Source organism: Kitasatospora sp. NPDC058243, assembly GCF_042882025.1.
Classification (GTDB): domain Bacteria; phylum Actinomycetota; class Actinomycetes; order Streptomycetales; family Streptomycetaceae; genus Kitasatospora.
In genome coordinates this window covers 1-21,901 of sequence record NZ_JBHVWW010000018.1, presented here as the reverse complement: position 1 = coordinate 21,901, position 21,901 = coordinate 1, and the positions used below count along the sequence as shown (strand labels likewise).

At 74.3% G+C, this 21,901-nt stretch carries 18 protein-coding genes and 1 pseudogene; 5 read left to right on the top strand and 14 right to left on the bottom strand.

Annotated features, from left to right (window positions below; translation table 11 throughout):
* Positions 1–68: 68 nt before the first annotated feature.
* The 5 genes from ACFVX9_RS14755 to ACFVX9_RS14735 form a co-directional block, all read right to left on the bottom strand.
* Entirely contained in the window at positions 69–860 is a 792-nt protein-coding gene (locus ACFVX9_RS14755) for a DUF1684 domain-containing protein (protein WP_387981898.1), read from the bottom strand.
* A gap of 265 nt (positions 861–1,125) precedes the next feature.
* Complete coding sequence (locus ACFVX9_RS14750; RefSeq protein WP_063349667.1) at positions 1,126–1,992, bottom strand: acyl-CoA thioesterase II; 867 nt, start codon at positions 1,990–1,992, stop codon at positions 1,126–1,128.
* Between the two features lie 220 nt (positions 1,993–2,212).
* Positions 2,213–2,911 carry an alpha-ketoglutarate-dependent dioxygenase AlkB family protein gene (locus tag ACFVX9_RS14745; protein WP_387981957.1) on the bottom strand — a complete coding sequence of 233 codons (699 nt, stop codon included), beginning with the start codon at positions 2,909–2,911 and terminating at the stop codon, positions 2,213–2,215.
* A 70-nt stretch (positions 2,912–2,981) separates the two neighbouring features.
* Positions 2,982–3,422 (bottom strand): transglycosylase family protein, encoded by a 441-nt coding sequence (locus ACFVX9_RS14740; RefSeq protein WP_387981896.1) that lies wholly within the window; start codon positions 3,420–3,422, stop codon positions 2,982–2,984.
* Positions 3,423–3,746: 324 nt separating this feature from the next.
* Entirely contained in the window at positions 3,747–4,568 is an 822-nt protein-coding gene (locus tag ACFVX9_RS14735) for a transglycosylase family protein (protein ID WP_380371725.1), read from the bottom strand.
* A gap of 604 nt (positions 4,569–5,172) precedes the next feature.
* Here ACFVX9_RS14735 and ACFVX9_RS14730 point away from each other — a divergent pair.
* Both ACFVX9_RS14730 and ACFVX9_RS14725 read left to right on the top strand, forming a co-directional pair.
* Complete coding sequence (locus ACFVX9_RS14730; RefSeq protein ID WP_380481622.1) at positions 5,173–6,006, top strand: hypothetical protein; 834 nt, start codon at positions 5,173–5,175, stop codon at positions 6,004–6,006.
* Positions 6,007–6,294: 288 nt separating this feature from the next.
* The gene (locus ACFVX9_RS14725; protein WP_380481605.1) at positions 6,295–7,059 is read left to right on the top strand and encodes a hypothetical protein; all 765 of its coding nucleotides are present in this window, start codon (positions 6,295–6,297) and stop codon (positions 7,057–7,059) included.
* Positions 7,060–7,186: 127 nt separating this feature from the next.
* On the opposite strand, the gene der is transcribed toward ACFVX9_RS14725, so the two are convergent.
* From der to ACFVX9_RS14705, 4 genes are all read right to left on the bottom strand, one after another.
* A complete protein-coding gene (gene der, locus ACFVX9_RS14720; RefSeq protein ID WP_063349663.1) occupies positions 7,187–8,641 on the bottom strand; it encodes a ribosome biogenesis GTPase Der in 1,455 nt (484 codons plus the stop codon).
* Positions 8,642–8,907: 266 nt separating this feature from the next.
* The gene (cmk, locus tag ACFVX9_RS14715) at positions 8,908–9,621 is read right to left on the bottom strand and encodes a (d)CMP kinase (protein WP_380371734.1); all 714 of its coding nucleotides are present in this window, start codon (positions 9,619–9,621) and stop codon (positions 8,908–8,910) included.
* A gap of 215 nt (positions 9,622–9,836) precedes the next feature.
* Positions 9,837–10,931 carry a DUF4419 domain-containing protein gene (locus ACFVX9_RS14710; protein ID WP_387981891.1) on the bottom strand — a complete coding sequence of 365 codons (1,095 nt, stop codon included), beginning with the start codon at positions 10,929–10,931 and terminating at the stop codon, positions 9,837–9,839.
* A 107-nt stretch (positions 10,932–11,038) separates the two neighbouring features.
* Entirely contained in the window at positions 11,039–12,124 is a 1,086-nt protein-coding gene (locus ACFVX9_RS14705; protein ID WP_380371739.1) for a prephenate dehydrogenase, read from the bottom strand.
* Positions 12,125–12,575: 451 nt separating this feature from the next.
* On the opposite strand from ACFVX9_RS14705, the gene ACFVX9_RS14700 reads away from it, so the two are divergent.
* The 3 genes from ACFVX9_RS14700 (at position 12,576) to ACFVX9_RS14690 (ending at position 16,971) form a co-directional block, all read left to right on the top strand.
* A complete protein-coding gene (locus ACFVX9_RS14700; RefSeq protein ID WP_387981889.1) occupies positions 12,576–14,978 on the top strand; it encodes a DUF4139 domain-containing protein in 2,403 nt (800 codons plus the stop codon).
* A gap of 3 nt (positions 14,979–14,981) precedes the next feature.
* On the top strand, positions 14,982–16,529 hold the full coding sequence (locus ACFVX9_RS14695) for a mucoidy inhibitor MuiA family protein (protein WP_387981887.1): 1,548 nt from the start codon (positions 14,982–14,984) through the stop codon (positions 16,527–16,529).
* A 79-nt stretch (positions 16,530–16,608) separates the two neighbouring features.
* Entirely contained in the window at positions 16,609–16,971 is a 363-nt protein-coding gene (locus ACFVX9_RS14690; RefSeq protein ID WP_063349658.1) for a DUF952 domain-containing protein, read from the top strand.
* A gap of 98 nt (positions 16,972–17,069) precedes the next feature.
* Here the strand turns inward: ACFVX9_RS14690 and ACFVX9_RS14685 are convergent, their stop codons facing one another.
* The 5 genes and pseudogenes from ACFVX9_RS14685 to ACFVX9_RS14665 all read right to left on the bottom strand — a co-directional run.
* Positions 17,070–18,053 (bottom strand): helix-turn-helix domain-containing protein, encoded by a 984-nt coding sequence (locus tag ACFVX9_RS14685; RefSeq protein ID WP_159398525.1) that lies wholly within the window; start codon positions 18,051–18,053, stop codon positions 17,070–17,072.
* Between the two features lie 293 nt (positions 18,054–18,346).
* Positions 18,347–19,633 (bottom strand): pseudouridine synthase, encoded by a 1,287-nt coding sequence (locus tag ACFVX9_RS14680; RefSeq protein WP_387981885.1) that lies wholly within the window; start codon positions 19,631–19,633, stop codon positions 18,347–18,349.
* A gap of 63 nt (positions 19,634–19,696) precedes the next feature.
* On the bottom strand, positions 19,697–20,332 hold the full coding sequence (scpB, locus tag ACFVX9_RS14675; protein ID WP_380481624.1) for an SMC-Scp complex subunit ScpB: 636 nt from the start codon (positions 20,330–20,332) through the stop codon (positions 19,697–19,699).
* Between the two features lie 329 nt (positions 20,333–20,661).
* A complete protein-coding gene (locus ACFVX9_RS14670) occupies positions 20,662–21,528 on the bottom strand; it encodes a ScpA family protein (protein ID WP_079135939.1) in 867 nt (288 codons plus the stop codon).
* Positions 21,529–21,713: 185 nt separating this feature from the next.
* Positions 21,714–21,901, bottom strand: a pseudogene (locus ACFVX9_RS14665) (hypothetical protein); the annotation flags it as partial.

The following is a 21,901-nucleotide window of genomic DNA, read 5'->3' as shown; positions in this document are numbered from 1 at the left end:
CGACACAACCCTCCATGGTCCGCCCCGGCCTCCCCGCTCCCCGCACCGGGGCCGGACAGCGGCCCGTCCTACCTGGTCAGGACCTGCTTCTCCCCTGCCTCCACCGCGAAGTCGAGCCGGTTGCCCGGCGGCGGGAACGGGCAGATGAAGTGGTCGGCGAAGGCGCACGGCGGCAGGTAGGCCCGGTTGAGGTCGAGGACGGTGCGGCCGTCCGCGTCCGGGGCGGGGAGGGTGATGAAGCGGAAGCAGTAGGTGCCGATGCCGCTGGTCGCGTCCGCGATGACGCCGGTGAGGCGGTCGCCGGAGCGGCTGACGGTCAGCTCGCGGTGCTCGCCGGCGACGGTGAAGGCGATCTGCCCGGTGACGGCGAGCGGGCGCTCCTTGCCGTCCGCATTGGGGACGAGCACGGACTGGGCGCCGTCCTCCTCGAACGGGGTGAAGACGGCGGGGACGGCCCACTCCGGCGAGTACGGGTAGGCGGAGATGCCCGCGAAGGCCGTCCGGCGCGGCGCGGCCGGATCGAAGACCCGCAGGGCGAGCTCGCCCTCGCGCTCGATCGGGACGAGCAGGAGGTCGCCGAGGGTGGCGGTGTCGGCGGCCGGATCGGTGTCGGGACGGAGCAGCGCCTCGCCGTCGACCGGCCCGTCGGCGCCGCCGACGGTGATGCCGTCCGCGGCCGCCGCCCGGACCCGGACGCCCTCGGCGTCGGCCCACCAGCTCCCGGGCAGGCCGACGATCTCGACGGGTCCGGGCTCCAACCAGTGCGTGCCGGTGAGTGCGAGCTGGCCGTGTGGCGAGCTCACCGACGCCGCCCGGCCATCGCTCCAGCGCTTCCAGTCCTCCGCGGCCGTAGCCGTCATCGGTACACCCTCCCACTGCGGTCCTCGGGCGGCCCGCTGTTCGGGCCGTCCACCTCGGTCACCCACCACAACGCCGCGCACCCGGACGGATCATTCCCGCCTGCCGGAACCGCCACAGGGCGGCAACACGGCGTCACGACGGCAACACCGCGGACACGACGCCCGCCAGGACGACGGCCGGCCCGCTCGGCCGACACCCGGCCGCCGACACCCTGCCGCCGGCACCCAGCACCCGACGCGCTCACTCGCCCACGCGCCCACCCCGTCAGCTGCCGGCGCCCAGCGGCCGGAACAGCCCCTCCTGCACCACCGACACCACCAGCCGCCCGCTCCGGTCGAAGATCTGCCCGCGCGCGAGGCCGCGCCCGCCGTGGGCGATCGGGGACTCCTGCTGGTACAGCAGCCAGTCGTCCGTACGGAACGGGCGGTGGAACCACATCGCGTGGTCGAGCGAGGCCATGTCGAAGTGCCGGGTGCCCCAGAGCGGCTCGACGGGGGCGCGGACGGCGTCGAGCAGCGTCATGTCGCTGGCGTAGGTGAGGGCACAGACGTGGATCAGCGGGTCGTCCGGCAGCGGGCCGTCCGTCCGCAGCCAGACTCCGCTGCGCGCCTCGACCCCGGCCAGCTCCTCCTTCGTCCAGCGCAGCCGGTCGACGTAGCGGATGTCGAAGGGCTGGCGGCGGCTGATGAACGGGGGGAGTTCGCCGAGCCGGGAACCGACCTCCTCCAGCGCGCTGGGCAGGTCCTCGGGCGCGGGGACGTCCGGTATGGGGTGCTGGTGCTCGATGCCGCCCTCTTCGGGGCGGTGGAAGTCGGCGGTGAGGGCGAAGATCGACCGGCCGCCCTGGATGGCGAGCACCCGGCGCGTGGTGAAGGAGCGGCCGTCGCGGATCCGGTCGACCTGGTAGACGATCGGCACGCCGGGCACCCCGGGGCGCAGGAAGTAGGCGTGCAGCGAGTGGACCGGGCGGTCGCCGTCCACCGTGCGCCCGGCCGCGACCAGCGCCTGCCCGGCGACCTGGCCGCCGAACGTCCGCTGCAGCGCCTCCTCGGGGCTGCGCCCGCGGAAGATGTTCAGTTCGATCTGCTCCAGGTCGAGCAGGTCGACAAGGTCGTCGACGGGGGTACCCATGCGTGCGCTTCCTCTCCAGGCCCACGGCCCCGGCGGAGGTCTTCCGCCCGGCTCCGGCGCCCGTCCTGATCGAATTCTCCAACCCACTGGAATTCTCCGGCGACCGGGGTCATTCCCGCTCACCGGGCCGAAGGAGCCGATTCACTCGAACGAGTAAGCGAGCAGTAGGGGAAGAGCGGAAGAGCGGTCACCAGGCGGACGGACGAACGCCCACCCGGACTCAGGCCTCCCCCGCCGCCAGCCCCGACTGCCGCACGGTGATGTTGAGCCGGCCGACCAGACCCAGCGCCGGATCCGCCGTGCCGGGCAGCGTGCGCACCACACCGTGGTACGCGAACCGGGCCGGGCCGCCGAACACCAGCAGGTCACCGCTGCGCAGTTCCAGGTCGGTCCACGGGCGGGTCCGGGTCTCGGTGTTCCCGAGCCGGAACACACAGGCGTCGCCGAGCGAGAGTGAGACCACGGGCGCGTCGGTCCGCTCGTCGCGGTCCTGGTGGAGGCCCATCTTCGCGCCGTGCGGGTAGTGGTTGACGATCGCGATGTCGGGTTCGTACGACACGGCGCCGGCGATCTGCCGGGCGTCCGTCCCGTAGGCGTCGGCGACGGCCCGGCGGGCGAGGCGGTCGAGTTCGGGCGGGAACGGCTTGACGGGCGTGCCGTCCTCCACGTCCTTCCGATAACCGTACGGATACCAGTGCCATCCGAGGCTGACCATTCGTACGGACATCATCCCGCCGGTGGGCATCCGCACGGCGTGCAGGCCCGCCGGTGGGCGGGCCCACTCCCGGCAGGCGGCCACCAGGCGCAGTTGGGCATCGGCGTCCAGCCAGCCGGGGAGGAGGACGGCACCGGGGGCGGGCTCGGCGCGCCCGCGTGCGGCAGCGGACCCCGACCGGCCGCCCGGGACGGCACCGGGCAGGTCACCGAACAGTTCGCCCTGGATCACCCCACCATCCTCCCGCACCGCCACGGCCGAAGCCCGGCCGGCCTCAGGAACCCGGCCGGCCTCGGGAGCCCGGACCGCTACCGGGGGTCGGGCTGCCGCCGGAGGTCGGACCGCCACCGGCGCCCGGACCGCCACTGGGGGTCGGCGATCCGCCGATCAGCCCCAGCTCCCGCGCGCAGTCCGGCCACGCCTCCCAGCCCTGCCGTCGGAGGATCTCCTCGCCGACGGTCGTCTGCTCCCGGCGGCTCGCGTGGTCCGGCCGGTCGGCGAAGCGCAAGCCGCCGGCGACCTCCCAGGTGGGCGGCCAGATCTGCAGGCCGCCGTAGTAGCCGTTGCCGGTGTCGGCCTGCCAGTCGCCGCCGCTCTCGCACTCGGCGAGGCCGTCCCACACGACGTCCGCGACCCGGGCCGCCGCACCGGCCCGCTCCCAGGGGATCGCCGCCGCCCCCGCCAGCAGCACCACGGCGACGCCCAGTCGAAGCACGACCCGGCACATACGCTCGTCACAGGGAAGCGGCACAGCAGCCGACCCTAGGCCGGTCTCCTCACGGCCCTCCCCAACGACACTCCGAACGCGCCGAACACACCAGAAACGCCGGGAACACCGGAAGCACCGGAAACGCCAACGGCCGCTCCCCCGCACAGCGGAGAAGCGGCCGTGGTGTCAGCACACCGCCGGGGCCGGGAGGCCCGCTGAACCGACCTCAGGCCGGGGACGTCGGACAGCCGACATCAGGCGGCAGACCCCGGAGAGCCGGTGTCAAACGCTCAGACACTCAGTTGCTCAGAGGCCCAGGTGCTCAGGTGCTCAGACGCTCAGGGTCTGGCCCGGGAGGATCAGGTCGGGGTTGCCACCGATGACCTTGGCGTTGTTCTTGTACAGGTCGTGCCAGTCCAGGCCCTGCGCGGCGGCGATCGAGCTCAGGGTGTCACCGGACTTGACGGTGTAGCTGTCGCCCTTGGCCGGCTTGGCGTCGTTCGAGCCGGTCCAGCCCTTGGCGCCCTTGGCGGCGTCGTTCTTCGGCGCGGCCTTCGGCGCGACGTCAGCCTTCGGCGCAGCGGCGGCCTTCGGAGCAGCGGCCTTCGGCGCGACATCGGCCTTCGGCGCAGCGGCGGCCTTCGGAGCCTGGGTCTGCGCCGGCTTGGCGGCCGGGGCAGCCGGCTTGGCGGCGGTCGAACCGGCAGTCGAGCCGGCGGTCGAACCGGCCGAGGTGTCGACGGCGGCCGGGGTGCCGCCCTTGGTCAGGCCGGCCTTGACGGAGCACACGGGCCAGGCGCCCGGGCCCTGCGAGGCGAGGACCTTCTCGGCGACGGCGATCTGCTGCGCCTTGGTGGCCTGGTTGGCCTGCGAGGCGTAGGCGGTGCCGCCGAAGGCGGCCCAGGTGCTGGAGGTGAACTGCAGTCCGCCGTAGAAACCGTTGCCGGTGTTGATGGCCCAGTTGCCGCCGCTCTCGCACTGGGCGACGGAGTCCCAGGTGGAGACGGAGGCGGCGGAGGCCGAGGTGGCCGTGACGAGGCCGGCCACCGGCAGGGCCGCGACAGCGGCGCCCGCCACGACAGCCATCCGGACGCGGTTGCGCTTGGTGGCCGTGGAGGTGGTGGCAGCGGCGGTCTCGTGACGGAAGGTCATGGGGTTCCTCTCGAAAGCCCCGGGCGGGCATGCGGAACCAGGCCCTGGAGAGGGCCGCGTTCACTTGCCGCGTCCGTCGGGCGACCGTGCACGTGTCGGACGTGCCGCTTGCCGCCCCGGCCACCCAGCCGCTCACCGGCGACCTTTTCGAGCGATCGCGTCGGCGGGCACCTGCCGCATCCGGCGGGGAGCCGGAAGGGCGGTGCGTCGGGGGTGAACCCGGGTGGCGCTCGTTGCGCCGCCAATGAAGCTACGAGCCGGTCGGCGGGGAAACCAAAACTCCACCGGTCTGCCCAGCTCAGCCAAGGGTTACCGGCGGTAGTACCCGCACAATCCTGCCCGAAATGCCCGTTTTAGCCGTCGATTCGTAGATCAAACATCACGGTGGCGTGACTCACCTCACGGTTTCATTCCGGCAGGCCTGCCACCGACATCGACACATTGCGACCACGAGAACACGCGGCGCGGTCGGATCAGAGGCAATTCCCGTCAGCCTCGTCGACCACCCGTGACGCCTGACACAAGGGCCCGTTGGTCATGGCGACCTCCCCGTATCCGCCCCCGACCGCCAACCGCACCCACCAGAGGAGAACCCGTGCCGCGCATGCTCGACGTCAGCGACGAGGTCCGGTCCGAGATCGGCGACGACGAGGCGGACCGCCTCCTCGGCGGCGACCGCGCACCCGACAGCTACGAATGCACCTCCTGCCGCACCTCCGGCGACACCCACGCGGAGCCCACCAGCACCGTCCTGTTCGTCGGCGAGGAGACCGCCGTACTCGCCTTCGCCCACGCCCGCTGCATCCCGTCCCAGGTGGTGCCGGTGGCCGAGGAGCAGTTGGTCGGCGCCGTCCGCAGCATCAGCCAGGCCCAGACCGGCGCCCCGGCCGCGCCCGCGCACCCGCTGGTGCCCATTCCCGCGCCGACCCCGGCGACCGTCCCCACCGCCCAGCCCAGCGCACCGGGCCAGGCCGCCATCCTCGGCATCACCTGCGGGCTGGTGCTGCACGGCAAGGTCGGGCACGCCTCGCTGGTCGTCGAGCCGACCGGCCCGGTCGGGCGCCCCGGCAGCACCTCGGGCGAGGACGAGTTCCTCGACCTGCTCCAGGACGCCGGCTTCCAGGCCATCACCGACCTCGACGAGACCCCGGACCAACTGGGCGGCTGGTCGGTCCTGGTGGCGATGGGCAAGCTGCACGCGATCCTGCAGCCCGCTGCCGCCGGCGGCAGCACCGGCTGGTGGCAGGCGCACCAGCCGCTCCAGGTCACCGACGCCTGGCGGATGGCCGCGAGTCAGCTCTCCGAGGTCACCATGTACGCCGTCCCGGCCGGGATGGTGGGCCGCCAGCCGCGCGAGGACCTGCTCCGCCAGGCGCTGGAGCGGGCGGTGGCACTGGGCCAGGTGGTCGCCGCCTCCCTCCCCCTCGCCGGCACCTGAGCCCCTCGGCACCCGGGCCCGCCGACACCCGCCCTGTCGGCACCCAGCCCCAGCCGCGCGCCCGACCCAGGCGCGCGCCCGCCCCCGCCCCCTCAGCACCCAGCCCCAACCGCGCCCCGACCCGTCGGCACCCGGGCTCCACGCCCGGGCTCCGCACCCCGGCTCCGCACCCGCCGGAGCACCCGCCGGAGCACCCGCCGGAAGGCGGCCTCTCCCTCAGCACAAGCCGCCTTCCGGCCGGTCCCCGGCACCCCGCATCCCCGTGACCCCTCACTCGTTGGCCCCTGTGTGTACAGCTACGACGTCTCCGCGTCCCCCGGCCGGTCCACCACCGCCCCCCGCTCGATCCCCGGCATGCGCCCGTCGTACGACGCGGAGCACCCGCACTCGACGACGCCGATCTACGACGAGCTGTACTCCGAGTACCGGCGGCTGTTCCGCGCGCTCCCGGGCGACCGCTCGGGCGAGGAGGACCTGAAGTTCACCGGCTTCGCGGTCCGCGACGGCTACCCGGTGCTCGGCGAACCGCGCCCGTACCCGCCCCAGCACCAGGCCTTCCACAGCTACGGGGGGCAGCCGCCCGGCCTGCCGCAGTTCATGCCGAGCCAGCAGCACGGCCACTCCGCAGGGCACGCCACCGGCCACTCCGGCCACGGCGCCACCAGCCACACTGGCCACACCGGCCAAACCCACCACAGCACCACCGGCCACACCCACCACAGCGCGATGGGCCACACCGGCCACAGCGCCCCTCAGCCTCAGCCGCACCCCCACTCCGAGCCCGCCGCCCCGACCAGCGACGGCTTCGGCCAAGCCGCCCCGGCGGCCACCGCCCCTCAGCACACCCCGCCCCCGCCGCCCCAGTTCACCAACGGCCAGGGCTGGGTGGCCGCCGGCTACCTCGGCCCGATCCCGCACTCGATGCCCGCGCCGCCCCCGGCCCCCGCCCCGGCGATGGGCACCGCCACCGGCGTCGCCACCGCCGCGCCCACCGGCGGACGCCACCGCCAGATGCTCTCCCTCCCCCCGGGCCGCAACGGCGACCACCACTGAACCGCCCGCCTGCGCACCACCCGCACGACCCCGCACACACGACGAGGGCCCCGCCACCACCGTGACGGGGCCCTCGCCCACACCTACTGCCGGCACCCACCGACTACTGCCGGTGGATCACGACGTCCTACTTCCGCTTGCGCTTCTCCCGGACCCGCACCGAGATCGAGATCGGCGTCCCGACGAAGCCGAACTCCTCACGCAGCCGGCGCTCGATGAAGCGCCGGTAACCGGCCTCCAGGAAGCCCGAGGCGAACAGCACGAACCGCGGCGGACGGATGCCCGCCTGGGTGCCGAACAGGACGCGCGGCTGCTTGCCACCGCGGATCGGGTGCGGGTGGGCGGCCACCAGCTCGCCGAGGAAGGCGTTCAGCCGCGCGGTCGGGATGCGGGTCTCCCAGCCCTCCAGCGCGGTCTCGATCGCCGGGACGAGCCTCTCCATGTGCCGGCCGGTCTTGGCCGAGACGTTGACCCGGGGGGCCCACTGCACCTGGACGAGGTCGCGCTCGATCTCGCGCTCCAGGTAGAAGCGGCGCTCCTCGTCCATCTGGTCCCACTTGTTGTAGGCGATGACGACGGCGCGCCCGGCCTCGACGGCCATCGAGATGATCCGGGTGTCCTGCTCGGCGAGGGTCTCGCTGGCGTCGACCAGGACGACCGCGACCTCGGCCTTCTCCAGCGCGGAGGAGGTGCGCAGCGAGGCGTAGAAGTCGGCGCCGGCGGTCAGGTGGACCCGGCGGCGGATGCCGGCGGTGTCGACGAACTTCCAGGTCTTGCCGGCGAGTTCGATCATCTCGTCGACCGGGTCGCGGGTGGTGCCGGCCAGCTCGTTGACGACCACCCGCTCCTCGCCGGCGACCTTGTTCAGCAGGCTGGACTTGCCGACGTTCGGGCGGCCGATCAGCGCGATGCGACGCGGGCCGCCGGGGGCGGCGTCGCCGAAGGTCTGCGGCGGGGCCTCGGGCAGCGCGTCCATGACGGCGTCGAGCAGGTCGCCCGAGCCGCGGCCGTGCAGCGCGGAGACGGGGTGCGGCTCGCCCAGGCCCAGCGACCACAGGTAGGCGGCCTCGGCCTCGGTGGAGGGGCCGTCGACCTTGTTGGCGCACAGCACGGTCGGCTTGCCGGCCCGGCGGATGAGCTTGATCAGGGCTTCGTCGGTGTCGGTGGCGCCGACGGTGGCGTCGACCACGAACAGCACCGCGTCGGCCTGCTCGATGCCGAGCTCGGCCTGCGCGGCCACCATCGCGTCGAGGCCGAGGACGTCGATCTCCCAGCCGCCGGTGTCGACGACCTTGAAGCGGCGGCCGTTCCAACTGGCCTCGTAGGTGACCCGGTCGCGGGTGACGCCCGGCTTGTCCTCGACGACGGCCTCGCGGCGGCCGATGATGCGGTTCACCAGGGTCGACTTGCCGACGTTCGGGCGGCCGACGATGGCCAGCACCGGCAGCGGTACGTGCTCGGCGCCGTCGAAGCCGTCCACGCCGTCGACGTCGAAGCCTTCCTCGGCGGCGATGGCCATGAACTCGGCGTAGTCGGCGGCGTCCAGTCCACCGTGGCCGGTGTCGGAGTGCTCTGCGGTCATGTTCGTCTGTTCCGTTTCCCGGCGCGGCCCTTCCCAGGGGCGCGCCGTGCGTACCTGCCCCGCTCGGGGCAGCGCGATGGTTGTCTCCGCGGCACCTCGGCGGCACCGCAGCTCATTCGGCCGTTCCGACCATTCCGGTCGTTCCGGTCGTTCCGGTCGTTCCGGTTGTTCAGACCATTTCGGTCGTTCCGGCCGTTCAGACCATTGTGGCCGTCCAGACCGGTCAGTTCTTCAGACCGGTCCGTCCTTCAGGCCTGTCCGTCCATTCAGACCGACGACATCCCGGCCCGCTCCTCCACCAGCGCGGCGATCCGGTCGATCACCTGCTCCAGGGTGAGCTCGCTGGTGTCCACCAGGACGGCGTCCGCGGCCTGGGCCAGCGGGGCCGTCTTCCGGGAGGAGTCGGCGGCGTCCCGGCGGGCGAGGTCGGCGGCCATCGCGGTGATGGTCGCCTCGTCGACGCCCTTGGCGCGCAGCTCGGCCGCCCGGCGCTCGGCCCGGGCCTGCTCGGAGGCGGTCAGGAACACCTTGGCGGTGGCGTTCGGGAACACCACCGTCCCCATGTCCCGGCCCTCGGCGACGATGCCGCGCTCGGCGACCTCGGCGCAGCCGCGCTGCAGCTCCACCAGCCGGGACCGCACCGCCGGCACCGCGGAAACGGCGCTGACCTGCGCCGTCACCTCGGGGCCGCGGATCGGTCCGGAGACGTCCTGGCCGTCCACCGTGATGGTGGGACCGTCCGCGTCCGTGCCCGACACGATCACCGGCTTGCCGCACGCGACGGCCACCGCCTCCGGGTCGGCCACGTCGACGTCGTTGGCCAGCATCCACCAGGTCATCGCCCGGTACATGGCGCCGGTGTCCAGGAAGCTCAGACCCAGCCGGGCCGCCACCGCCCGCGAGACGGTCGACTTGCCCGAACCGGAGGGTCCGTCGATCGCGACGACGACCGGGGCGTGCGCTCGGTCGGCAGTGTCCACGGGGCCGAACCTCTCTCTGGGCGTGAAAGCCGGGGCCTGGGAAGGCAGACGGCAGGGGATTGTCTCCCTCAAGGTTAATGGACCGCCGCCCTACCCACTCCGCCACCCGATCAGCCCAGTACCAGCCCCCTGCCAGCCCCCCTCGGCCCCGGGATCAGCCCCGGTACCGGCGCCGGTATCAGCCCCGGGCTTCAGCCCCGGCTCCAGGCCCGGTATCAGCCCTGGTCGGGGCCCAGGACCTGCAGGACGGCGTTGCCCAGCCGGGGCCGCAGGTACTCCCCGTCCCACTCGATGCCGAGGATGCCGGCGGTGAAGGCCATCGGGATCTCGCGGCCGAGGAGGTCCCAGACGAACGGCACCTTGGAGACGTGCGAGGGGAAGTCGTTCACCGCGAAGGAGTCCCGGTGGTACGGGTTGGCGTCCGCCTCCCGCCAGCCGAAGGACTGGCGCAGCCGTGGCCCGTCGGGGGTCTGGGTGTGCGCGAGGAAGGCGGTGAGCCAGCCGGTCACCCGTGGGCCGCCGGACATCGACCGCCACTTGAAGAGCGAGCGCCAGAACTCGTCGTCGACCGCCCCGCCCGCCGCGGTCGCCGCGATCTCGTCGAGCACCGGGCGCAGTTCGGCGAACCACGGCGCCAGCCAGTCGAAGCGCTCCGCCAGCCCGGCGACCCGCGCCACCAGCAGCGCCCAGTCCTCGGCCGTGCCCTCCAGCCGGATCCGCGGGATGCCGCAGCGGGTCTCCCAGCGGAAGGCGTAGTAGGGGCTGACCACGTCCATCAGCGCCACCAGCGCGCAGGAGGCGTCGTCGGGCGTGGTCGTCGAGAACGCCGGCTGGAACAGCTCCACCAGCTCGGCCCCGACCGCCGCCGCCAGCGGCTCCCGCACCAGCCGGATCGACCGCGACCAGTCCGGCCCGGGCGCCGCCAGGGTGTCGTGGCGGACCACGATCGCTTCCCGGCGCCCCTCGGCGCCGCCGAACAGCGCCCGGTACCTCGGCGCGTACATCCGCGCGTGCACGGCCACCTCGTGCACCACCGCGTACCAGAGCACGTCCGGCGACAGGCTGAGCGGCAGGTGCTCCGCGAACGCGGCGTGGACCGCCCGCACCAGCAGGCTGCAGGTCGGCTCCGGCTCGGCGGGCTCCGGGCCCGGCGGCGTCGGCCGGGGCAGTTCGACCAGCGCTTCGACGCTGCGGTGGTGGATCCGGAAGTCCCCACCCACCACCGCCCGCAGGAACCGCTCGTTCCCCAGGTCCACCGGCCGGCCGTAGGACCCGTGCCGGGTCTCGCCCAGCGGCAACTCGATGATCACCCCTGCTCCCCCCTCAACCGAACCCCTCACCCGAAGCCCTCAACCGAACCGCTCGGCCGAACCCCTCACCCGAAGTCCCGGAAGCCGACCGGCCCCCCGCAGCCCGATCAGTCCCGGACGCTCCACCCGCTCGCCCGCAGCGCCACCGTGAGCGGCTTGACCGCCCCCGGCGCCACCGACAGCTGGACGAAGCCCACCTGCTGGCCGGTCGAGTGCTCGATGACGACGTCCTCGATGTTGACCCCGGCCGCGCCGACCTCGCCGAACAGCCGGCCCAGCTCGCCGGGCTGGTCACCGAGCACCACGGCCACCGTCTCGTACCGGGTGGGCGGCGCGCCGTGCTTGCCGGGGATGCGGGCCTGGCCGGTGTTGCCGCGCCGCATGACCGCCTCGATCCCGGCCGCGCCCGCCCGGCGCTCGCCCTCCTCGGGGGCGTCCAGGGCGCGCAGCGCGGTGACGGTCTCCCCGAGGTCGGAGGCGACCTCCTCCAGGATGTCGGCGACCGCGCCGGCGTTGGCGGAGAGGATGTCGACCCACATGCCGGGGTTGGAGGCGGCGATCCTGGTGACGTCCCGGACGCCCTGCCCGGAGAGCCTTATGGCGGTCTCGTCGGCGTGCTCCAGCCGGGCGGCGACCAACGAGGACACCAGCTGCGGGGCGTGCGAGACCAGGGCGACGGCCCGGTCGTGCGCGGCCGCGTCCATCACGATCGGCATCGCACCGCAGAGCGCGACCAGTTCCAGGGCGGCGTTGAGCGTCTCCGTGTCGGTGTCGTCGGTGGGGGTGAGCACCCAGGGGCGGCCCTCGAACAGGTCGGCGCGGGCGGCCAGCGGGCCGGAGCGCTCGCGGCCGGCCATCGGGTGGCTGCCGATGTAGTGGACGGTGTCGCAGCCGAGCGCGGCGACCTCGATGCACGGGCCGGCCTTGACGCTGGCGACGTCGGTGTACCAGCGGGCCAGGTTGCGGCGCTGGCAGTCGGCGAGCACCTTGCCGACGAGGGCGGGCGGCACGGCGATGATCGCCAGGTCGACCGGGCCGTCGGCCGGCTCGGTGATGCCGGCGCCGAGGGAGGCGGCGGTCCGGGCGGCGTCCGGGTCGGCGTCCTCCAGATGGACGGTCAGCCCGCGGCCGGCCAGGGCGAGCGCGGCGGAGGTGCCGATCAGTCCGGTACCGACGACGACGGCAGTGCGCATGGCGGGTCGCGCTCCTTCTCGAATTCTCGGGCTTCGCGTTCTGGGCTTCGCGTTCCGGGTCTCCCGGGCGGCCCGGCCTCGCGGGACTTCCCGGGCCACCCGGCCTCGCGGGACTTCGCGGTTCTCGGTCCGGTCGGCGCCCCGGCACGGGCCGGGAGCACCCGCGCCCCATCCTCTCGCATCCGCCCCACCCACGCCCCCACCGCCCACCCGTTGGGCAACCACGGCGGCCCCGCCCCCGTCCCACACCATGCGGACGCACGGCGGGCACGGCGGGCACCACAGGCACCACGAACGCGCCAGACCCGTCAGGCCCGCCAGACCCGCCAACGGGCACACACGCCGCACCCCGCGAAATCCGGCGACGCCCGCACCGAAGCGGGGCAGACTGGCCGCCCGGGCACGGCGCGGGCGACACGCGGAACACGGCACGCGAACGAAGGGGTTGCGCATGGACGATCAGCACAGCGGCGACGATCAGCAGAACGGCGAGGACCGCCACGTCAGCGAGGCCGGGCCCCCGAAGCCCCCCGCCGTCCCCGCCCACCCGTCGGTCCTGGACTCCGTCGTGGTCTACGCCGAGGGCGCGGTGTGCCGCCGCCGGGCCAGCGTCCCGCTCCCGGCCGACGGCCGGCTGCGGCTGACCGGCCTGCCCTCCTCCCTGGACGGCCGCTCGCTGCGCGCCCGGGTGCTCGACGGCCCGAGCGGGACGGCGGTCACCGAGGCCCGGCTGGAGCTGCTCGCCGAGTTCCACGAGCCGACCGAACTCCCCCGGCTCCGCCGCGAGTTGGACGAGGCCATGGAGCGCCAGGGCGCACTCAACGAGCGCCGCCGACTGGTCCTGACCGCGATCGCCGAGACCTCCGCCCTGCGCGCCGTACCGCCACAGCGGCGGCGCGAGGAGCCGCTGCGGCGGACGCCCGCCGACGCCTGGCTGGAGCTGGCCGACTTCGTCGACGAGCGCCTGACCCGGCTCCAGCAGCGCGCCGAGGAGCTCACCCGGGAAGTCGAACTCGCTGACCACGAACGCGAGTTGGCCGCCGACCGACTGGACCGCGCGTCCACCGCCGGCCCCGCCCACCCGGTCGGGACCGCCGCCACCGTCCTGCTCACCCTCACCACCGCACCGGCCCCGGCACTCACCGCACAGCCCGCCCCGGCACTCACCACACAGCCCGCCCCGGAACCCGCCCGGGAGCCCGTCGCCCCCGCCCCAGCCCCGGCCCCGGCCCCCGCCCCCGCCCCCGCCCCCGAGGAGCCCCCCGCCCGGCTCGACATCGAGCTGGAGTACGGCGTCCCCGCCGCCCGCTGGGTGCCCGCCTACCGCCTCTCCTACCGCCACGGCGCCGACACCGGCCGGCTCGTCCTGCGCGCCTCCGTCGCCCAGCAGACCGGCGAGGACTGGACCGGCGTCCGGCTCGCCCTCTCCACCGCCGACCTCGACCGCCGCACCGACCTGCCCCGGCTCCGCTCGCTGCGGATCGGCCGCAGCCAGCCCGCCCCGCCGCCGTCCGGCTGGCGCGAGCCCCCGGCCGGCCTGGCCGACCTCTTCACCGGCTACGACGACGCCGGCGCCGGAGCCCGCTCGGCCCCGCGCCGCAAGGCCCCGCTCGCCGCCTCGGCGCCCGGCCCGTACGGATCCGCCGCCCGGCTCAACCGCCTCGGCGGCGCCCGGCCCGCCGGTCCCCGGCCTGCCGACGCCGGCCTCGTGGCCGACGCCGCCCGGCTGGCCGCCCCCGCCGGGCGCGGCGGCACCCTGGACATCGACGAACCCGTCCCGGCGCCCCCGCCCGCCCCGGGCGGCTTCGCCGGATACGGCGGTGCGCCAGCCGCCGCCCCGATGCCCCAAGCCCCCCTGCCGCAAGCCTCGATGTACCAAGCCTCGATGCCCCAGGCCTCCGCGCCGCCGCCCGCCCCCGTGGCGCCGGGCGGCGCACCCCCGCCGGACCTGCACCCGCTCGCCCGCCGCTCCCGCCGAAGCGGCGGCGGCACCGAGGCCCCCGGCATCGGCTTCGCCCCGGACGCCTCCCTGCTCGACTACCCCGGCCTCGTCCTGGCCGGCCCCGACGCACCCGCCACCCACCGCGGCACCCTGCACCCCCAGGCCGAGCAGGCCGACCACTACGGGCCGGCGGCGATGGTCCCGGGCGGCACCGGCGGCGAGCGGGTACGCCACCTGGCGCTCCCCCGGCACGCCGTCCCGCCCCGCGAGTCGGCAGGCTCCTTCGACCACCGCTTCGACTCCGCCGCCCCCGCCGACATCCCGTCCGACGGCACCTGGCACACCGTCACGATCGACGAGATCCCGGTGTCCGTCCGCCCGGAGTACGTCACCGTCCCCGCCGTCGAGGAGAAGGTGTACGCCACCCTGGTGCTCGCCAACCGGACCGACCGCGCCGTGCTGGCCGGCCCGGTCGAGGTCACCGTCGACGACGAGTTCCTGCTCACCGCCGCCCTGCCCACCCTCGCCCCGGGCGGGCTGCGGAGCCTGGGCATCGGGGTCACCGAGAGCATCGAGGTGGCGCGCCGCACCGAGCTGCACGAGTCCACCGCGGGCATGCTGAGCAGCAGCACCGTGCTCGACCACCGGGTGCACGTCCAGCTGGCGAACCGGCTCGGCCGCACCGTCACCGTGGAGGTCCGCGAGCGCGTGCCGGTCACCTCCGACGCCGAGATCCGGATCGAGGAGCGGGCCGACTGGCAGGCCCCGGCGGTCTCCACGCCGGACTGCCCGCCCAGCACCCGGCTCTGGCGGGTCGAGCTGCCGCCCGGCGGCCGCACCGACCTGGACGGCGGCTACCAGATCAAGATCCCGGCCGGAAAGGCCATCGTCGGTGGAAACCGGAGGAACTGAACGATGACCGGAACGACCATCCCCCTCCCCGTCACCGCCGTCACCTGCCTGGAGGACCGCAGCCAGGTCGAACGCACCGCCAGCGTCGACCTCGCCGCGGGCGTCCAGCGGCTGCGCCTGGGCCCGCTCACCGCGCTCGCCGTCGACCGCACCCTGCGCGTCGAGACCACCGCCCCCGGCACCCGCGTGCTGGACGCCCGGATCGTCCGCGACTGGATCCCCCGCGCCCCGCTGCCGCCCGGCCCGGAGGACTCCCGGCTGCGCCACCGGCTGCACGAGCTGGAGACCGCGAGCCGCCTCGCCGGCCAGACCCGCGCCCGCCTGGAGGCCCGGCTGGCGCTGCTCGCCCAGCTCTCCGCCGACCTGCTGCGCGAGATCGGCGAGGGCGCCGGGATCGGCGAGCTCGAACGCACCCGCTGGGCCCGCGAACTGGACCGGGTGGACGCCGAACGCGAGCGCCACGGCGAGGAGCTGCGGACCACCCACTCCCGGCTGCGCCGCCTGGACCAGGAGCGCTCGCAGGCCCTGATCGCCCTCGACCAGGCCGAGGAGGAACCGGCCGAACTGGTCGCCCACCTGGAGCTCACCGTCGAGGCGGCGCAGCCCGGCCCGAGCGGGCTGGCCGTCACCCACCTGGTGCCGTGCGCCCTCTGGCGCCCCTCGTACCGGGCCACCCTGGACGACGGGAGCCTGCGGCTGGAGTCGGAGGCGGTGGTCTGGCAGCGCACCGGCGAGGACTGGACCGGCGTCCGGCTCACCTTCTCCACCGCCCGCTCGGCCCTCGCCACCGACCCGCCCGCCGTCGCCGAGGACGTCCTGATGCTGCGCGAGCGCACCGCGGAGGAGCGCCGCACGGTCGAGGTGGAGCTGCGCGAGGAGGCGATCAGCGCGCTCGGCCCGGCCGCCGGGGTACCGGGGGTGGACGACGGCGGGGAGGTCCGGGTGCTGCCCGCGCCCGCCCCGGCCACCGTGCCCTCCGACGGCCGGGCGCACCGGGTGCCGCTCGGCACCTTCACCGGGCAGGCGAGCAGCGAGTACGCGTGCGCGCCGGAGCTGTCCCCGCTGGTGACCCAGGTGGTCCGGTTCCGCAACGCGGCCGGGCACCCGCTGCTGGCGGGTCCGGTCGAACTGGTCCGCGGCAGCGGCTTCACCGGTCGGGGCGAGCTGGGCTTCACCGCCGCCGGGGCCGACGCCGAGCTGGCGTTCGGCAGCTCGGACGGCTACCGGGTGGTCCGCGAGGCCGAGGAGCGCCAGGCCACCGCCGGGCTCACCGGCCGCCAGACGACCACCCGGACGGTGCGGCTGCACCTCTCCCGCTTCTCCGGCCCGGAGGAGCGGGACGAGCAGGTCGTCGCGGTCCGCGAGCGGGTGCCGGTCTCCGAGGTGTCGGCGGTGGAGGTGCGGCTGCGCAAGGAGGAGTGCTCCCCGTCGCCGGACGCCTTCGACGCCGAGGGCATCCTCCGCTGGGACGTCCCGCTCGGGCCCGGCGCCCGTCGGACGGTCACGCTCGTCTACGAGGTCTCCGCCACCGCCAAGGTCGCCGGGCTCTGAGGAGCCCGGCCTCCGCCGCCGTCCGAACACCGGTCCGCTCGTGACGACCGCTCAGGACCAAACCGGGTAGAACAGGAACATGATCCTCCACCTCGCACCCCTGGACGACTGGCTGTCCGACCCCGGTCGGCCGTACACCACCGCGTCGCTGCTCACCGACGGGTTCATCCACTGCTCGGCGGACGAACAGACGGCGCTCGCGGTGGCCAACGCCTTCTTCGCCGACACTCCCGACCCACTGATGGCGCTGCTGATCGAGGAGTCACAGGTGGAACCGATGGTCAAGTGGGAGGCCCCGCACGGCGCACCGCCGCCCGGGGCCACCCCCGGCCTGCTGTTCCCGCACGTCTACGGACGGCTCAACCGCTCCGCCGTCAAGGGCCTGCTGAAGGTCGAACGCGGCCCGGACGGCCGCTGGGCCACCCTCACCCCCTGGAGCTGACGCCCAACCCCCGACGGCCCACCCCCGACGGCCGACCCCGACGGCCCACCCGGCCCGGTGCACAACCAGCCCCGGTCACAACCAGCCGGTCAGCCAGCTCACAACCAGCCCCGCTCCCGGGCCGCCATACCGGCCTGGAAGCGGGTGGTGGCGCCCAGCGAGCGCATCAGGCTCTGCAACCGGCGCTGCGTGGTGCGGGCGCTCCAGCCCAGCGACCGGGCGATCGACTCGTCGGTGAGGCCGGCCGCCAGCAGGCCCAGCAGCTTGCGGTGGTCGGCCTCCGGCTCCAGCGTCGCGTCCCCGGTGCCGATCGCGGCCTGCAACTGGACGGCGCGCTCCCACTCCGCCTCGAACAGCGTGTCCAGCGCCTGGAGCAGCGCGGAGGGGTGGATGACGTACGCGGCGTCGAGGACGCTGTCGCCCACGCTGATCGGGATGATCGCCATCCGGTCGTCCGAAATGATCATCTTCATCGGCAGCGACGGCCGGACCCGGGCCTCCTCGCCGTCCGCGACCCCGGCCAGGATGTTCCGCTCCAGCCGGCCCGGCCAGGCCACCGCGTCCCGGTCGTAGACGGTCCGCAGCCGCAGCCCCTCCCGCAACCGCCGCCGCTGCAACGGGATCGGGGTCACCGGATCCTGGATGTACGGCGGGCGGTCGAAGCCACGGACCTGGTACTGGCTGGTCTCGGTGATGTGCTCCAGCCGCTGCGCGATCGCCTCGCCACCGGTCAGTACCTCCACCGAGTGCGCCGGATCGGTGTACCGCGAAGCCTCCCGGAAGGCGTCCATCAGGCGGTGCATCTCGGCCCGGGCGTGCCGCAGTTCGGACTCTCGGTGGCCGATCAGGGTGCCGATCGCGACGTCGGGGGCGACCGGCAGGTAGCGCTGCCGGTCCACCGGCGCCCGGGTCGCCATGCCCTGCTGCGCCAGGCGGTCCAGGGCGCGCACGCTCTGCTGGAGCGTCAGGCCGCAGCCCTCGGCCAGTTCCTCCGCGGTGGACTGCGGATTGGCCACCAGCGCCGCGTAGACCTGTCCGTCCGGCTCGGCCAGTCCCAGTGCGCTGAGTGGTGCATCCGACACGACGCCGTCTCCCCCGTTCGCCCCCCACCGGCGCCGGCCTTGGCGCAGTCCCGCCACTGGGCGGGTGGTGGTCCGGTGGCAATCCTCTGCCACAGATCATGGCACTGACAAGGCCGTGACCAGGGGTTGCGGCCCGCCTCGCACCCCGCCCACCCCCGCCGGACGACCGAGGGCCTCCCCGCCTTTCGACGGGGAGGCCCTCGACAGAAGCCCGAATATACCGACCGGTCTACAGACTCCAGCGGGAATATACCGACCGGTCTATATAGCCCGAACGGAATATACCGACCGGTCTACAGACCGACCTCGCGCATCAGCTGACCGACCTCGGGGTTGGTCAGACGGCGCAGCCAGCCCGACTTCTGGTCGCCCAGCGCGATCGGGCCGAAGTGCGTGCGCACCAGCTTCTCGACCGGGAAGCCGGCCTCGGACAGCATCCGGCGGACGATGTGCTTGCGACCCTCGTGCAGGGTCACCTCGACCAGGTAGTTCTTGCCGACGTTGGAGATCACCTTGAAGCTGTCGGCGCGCGCGAAGCCGTCCTCCAGCTCGATGCCCTGCGCCAGCTGCTTGCCCAGGTCGCGCGGGATCGGGCCCTGGATGGCGGCCAGGTAGGTCTTGGTCACGCCGTACCGGGGGTGGGTGAGACGGTGGGCCAGCTCGCCGTGGTTGGTGAGCAGGATGATGCCCTCGGTCTCGGTGTCCAGACGGCCGACGTGGAACAGCCGGGTCTCCCGGTTGGTCACGTAGTCGCCGAGGCACTGGCGCCCGTCCGGGTCCTCCATGGTGGAGACCACGCCGGCCGGCTTGTTGAGCGCGAAGAACAGGTACGACTGGGTGGCGACGGTCAGGCCGTCCACCTTGATCTCGTCGTTCTGCGGGTCGACCCGCTTGCCCTGCTCGGTGACGAGCTTGCCGTTGACCTGGACCCGGCCCTGCTCGATCAGCTCCTCGCAGGCGCGGCGGCTGCCGATGCCCGCCCGGGCCAGCACCTTCTGCAGGCGCTCGCCCTCGGGCTCGCCGAAGGTCTTGGGCAGCTTGACGGCCGGCTTGTCGTGCCGGGCGAGGACGGCGTCCTCGATCTTGGCCTGCAGCTCGCGCGAGCGCTGCGGCTGGCGGCGCGGGTCGCCCGGGGCGCCCTGGCCCTCACGGCGCGGGCGCGGGGCCGGGCTGGGGCGACGCCCGGAGAAGCCGCCGCGGGCGGGGGTGGCGTTGGGGCCGCCGCCGTACTCGGGGCGGTCGTAGCGCCGCTCCTCGGGCCGCAGCGGGCGGTCCGGGTACCGGTTGTCGTCACGCCGGTCGTCCCGGCGGCTGTCACGCCCGTACGAGCCGGAGCCCGAGCCGGAGCCGCCGCGCGAGCCGGAGCCCGAGCCGGACCCGCCGCCGTACGAGCCGCTCCGCGAACCCGAGCCGGACCCGCCGCCGTACGAACCCCCACGCGAGCCGGAGCCCGAGCCGGAGCCGCTGCGACCGCTGCCGCTGCCGCTGCCGCCGTAGGAGCCGCCGCCCCGGCCCCCGCCCTGTCCGCTGCGACCGCTGCCGCCGCCGCTGCCGTTCCTGCCGTTGCCACTGCTACGCATCAAAGTGTCCGTACGTCGTTACCGTCTGGGATGTGCGGTCGTTTCGGCCGACCTCACCGCCCCCTACCGATCAGGCGCAGCCCGACCGGCCTCGCCACTGCCGTCCACGGCCTTCACGGCAGCGGCGGCGACCGCCTCCGCGATCATCGTGCCCTCCAGGGACTCCGCTTCCACGTCGTCGACCTCGGGCAGGAAGGGAGCAAGCTCCGGCAGCTCGTCCAGGCCGCGGAGCCCCATCCGTTCCAGGAAGTAGTTCGTCGTCCGATACAGGATCGCACCTGTTTCGGGCTCGGATCCGGCCTCTTCCACCAGTCCTCGCTGTACCAGGGTACGCATCACGCCGTCACAGTTCACACCGCGGACGGCGGAAACCCTCGATCTGGACACCGGCTGCCGGTAGGAGACGACCGCCAGGGTCTCCAGTGCGGCCTGCGTGAGCCGGGTCTGCTGGCCGTCCAGCAGGAAGCGGTCGACGGCCGGAGCGCAGGTGTCCCGGCTGTAGAACCGCCACCCGCCGGCGATCAGCCGCAGGTCGAATCCGCGGCCCTGGGCGGTGTATTCGGCGGCCAGTTCGCGCAGCGCCGCGGCCACCTGCGCCCGGGGCCGCTCCAGCACGCCGGCCAGCCGCTCCTCCCCGGCAGGCTCGTCGACGACCATCAGGATCGCCTCCAGCTCGGCCTTCAGTCCGGCCCCGGCCACCTCCTCGCCCTCGGCCGAATCAGCACCCTCGGCCCGGTCAGCACCCTCGGCCGGATCGGCGACGCCGACCAGATCAGCGACGCCGGAAGTCGACGGGGCCGACTTCTGGTGGACGACCCGGGCCTCGCCCTCCGACGAGACACCCACGGACGCCGCCACCGGCTTCACCGGCCCCGCCACCGGCTCCGGCAGCAGCTCGAAGGCCGGCTCCAGCCACTCCCCGGCCCGCGGCCGCCCCGGCAGCCCGAGCGGGCGCCGCACCGGCCGCCCGCCGCCCCCGCCGCTCCCACTCAGGCTCCCGCTCCCACTCGGGCTCCCGCTCCCACCACTCATCGGCTCTCCTCCCGCTCCCGCTCGCCCACCGGCCGGTCGAACTCGTCCGTCACCTCGACCGCGCCCCGGTCCGCCTCCGCCACCCAGCGCACCAGCAGTTCACCCAGCGCCTCCGGCTGCTCGAAGGCCAGCACCCGCTCCCGGTACAGCTCCAGCAGCGCCAGGAAACGGGCGACGACCACCAGCTCGTCCGGCGCGTCCGCGACCAGCCGCTGGAACGACGCCTCGCCGAGCTCGGTGAGCAGCCCGACCACCAGCCCGGCCTGCTCGCGCACGCTGACCGGCGGGCTGTGGATGTGGTCGACGTACACGACGGGCTTCGGCTTGGGTTCCATGGCCCTGGCCGCCAGCTCCGCGAGCCGCTCCGGGCCGATGGTGATGACCACCTCGGGCAGCAGCCCGGCATGCCGGGGCTCCAGCCCGACGGTGCGCGGGCGTCGGGCCAGCTCGGCGGCCCAGCGCTCGCCGAAGAGAGCCGCCGCCCGCTTGTACGCCCGGTACTGCAGCAACCGGGCGAACAGCAGGTCGCGGGCCTCCAGCAGCGCCAGGTCCTCCTCGTCCTCGACCTCGGCGGCGGGCAGCAGCCGGGCGGCCTTGAGGTCGAGCAGGGTCGCGGCGACGACCAGGAACTCGGTCGCCGCGTCCAGGTCCCAGTCCGGGCCCATCGCCCGGATGTGTGCCATGAACTCGTCGGTGACGGTGGCCAGCGCCACTTCGGTGACGTCGAGCTTGTGCTTCGCGATCAGGCTGAGCAGCAGGTCGAAGGGGCCTTCGAAGTTGTCCAGCCGCACCCGGAAACCGCCCCGCGGCTGTTCCTCGGTCGCGTTCACGGCGGTGGTGGGTGGTTCGGCGGTGCTCGGCATGACGGTCCATCTTCACCCGGCCCGGCCGCCCGCCCCGCCCCCGGGGCCGTCGACACGCCGTCGACACCGCAGGACGCCGACACGCCACACCAGGGATGCCGCGCCGGGGATGCCACACCGGGACCGCCGCACCGGAGGCACCGCACCGGCAGCACCAGAGGCACTGCCGACGCCCGGGAAGGGGCCTAGCGGCCGCGCAACCGCCGGACCAGGATGGAGGCCTCACCGCGCTGCTCCAGGTCCGCCAGGACGACCGCGATGGCCTCCCGGACGATCCGCCCGCGGTCCACGGCCAGGCCGTGCTCACCGCGCAGCACCAGCCGGGCGTGCTCCAGGTCCATGAGCTCCTCGGCGGACACGTACACGGTGATCT

Excerpts from the sequence above, each read along its gene's own strand:
- ACFVX9_RS14705 (WP_380371739.1), bottom strand. The coding sequence starts at position 12,124 with ATGCGCACTGCCGTCGTCGTCGGTACCGGACTGATCGGCACCTCCGCC.
- ACFVX9_RS14680 (WP_387981885.1), bottom strand. The coding sequence starts at position 19,633 with ATGCGTAGCAGTGGCAACGGCAGGAACGGCAGCGGCGGCGGCAGCGGT.
- ACFVX9_RS14735 (WP_380371725.1), bottom strand. The coding sequence starts at position 4,568 with ATGACCTTCCGTCACGAGACCGCCGCTGCCACCACCTCCACGGCCACC.
- ACFVX9_RS14700 (WP_387981889.1), top strand. The coding sequence starts at position 12,576 with ATGGACGATCAGCACAGCGGCGACGATCAGCAGAACGGCGAGGACCGC.
- ACFVX9_RS14695 (WP_387981887.1), top strand. The coding sequence starts at position 14,982 with ATGACCGGAACGACCATCCCCCTCCCCGTCACCGCCGTCACCTGCCTG.
- ACFVX9_RS14750 (WP_063349667.1), bottom strand. The coding sequence starts at position 1,992 with ATGGGTACCCCCGTCGACGACCTTGTCGACCTGCTCGACCTGGAGCAG.
- ACFVX9_RS14670 (WP_079135939.1), bottom strand. The coding sequence starts at position 21,528 with ATGCCGAGCACCGCCGAACCACCCACCACCGCCGTGAACGCGACCGAG.
- ACFVX9_RS14755 (WP_387981898.1), bottom strand. The coding sequence starts at position 860 with ATGACGGCTACGGCCGCGGAGGACTGGAAGCGCTGGAGCGATGGCCGG.
- ACFVX9_RS14690 (WP_063349658.1), top strand. The coding sequence starts at position 16,609 with ATGATCCTCCACCTCGCACCCCTGGACGACTGGCTGTCCGACCCCGGT.
- ACFVX9_RS14730 (WP_380481622.1), top strand. The coding sequence starts at position 5,173 with ATGCTCGACGTCAGCGACGAGGTCCGGTCCGAGATCGGCGACGACGAG.
- der (WP_063349663.1), bottom strand. The coding sequence starts at position 8,641 with ATGACCGCAGAGCACTCCGACACCGGCCACGGTGGACTGGACGCCGCC.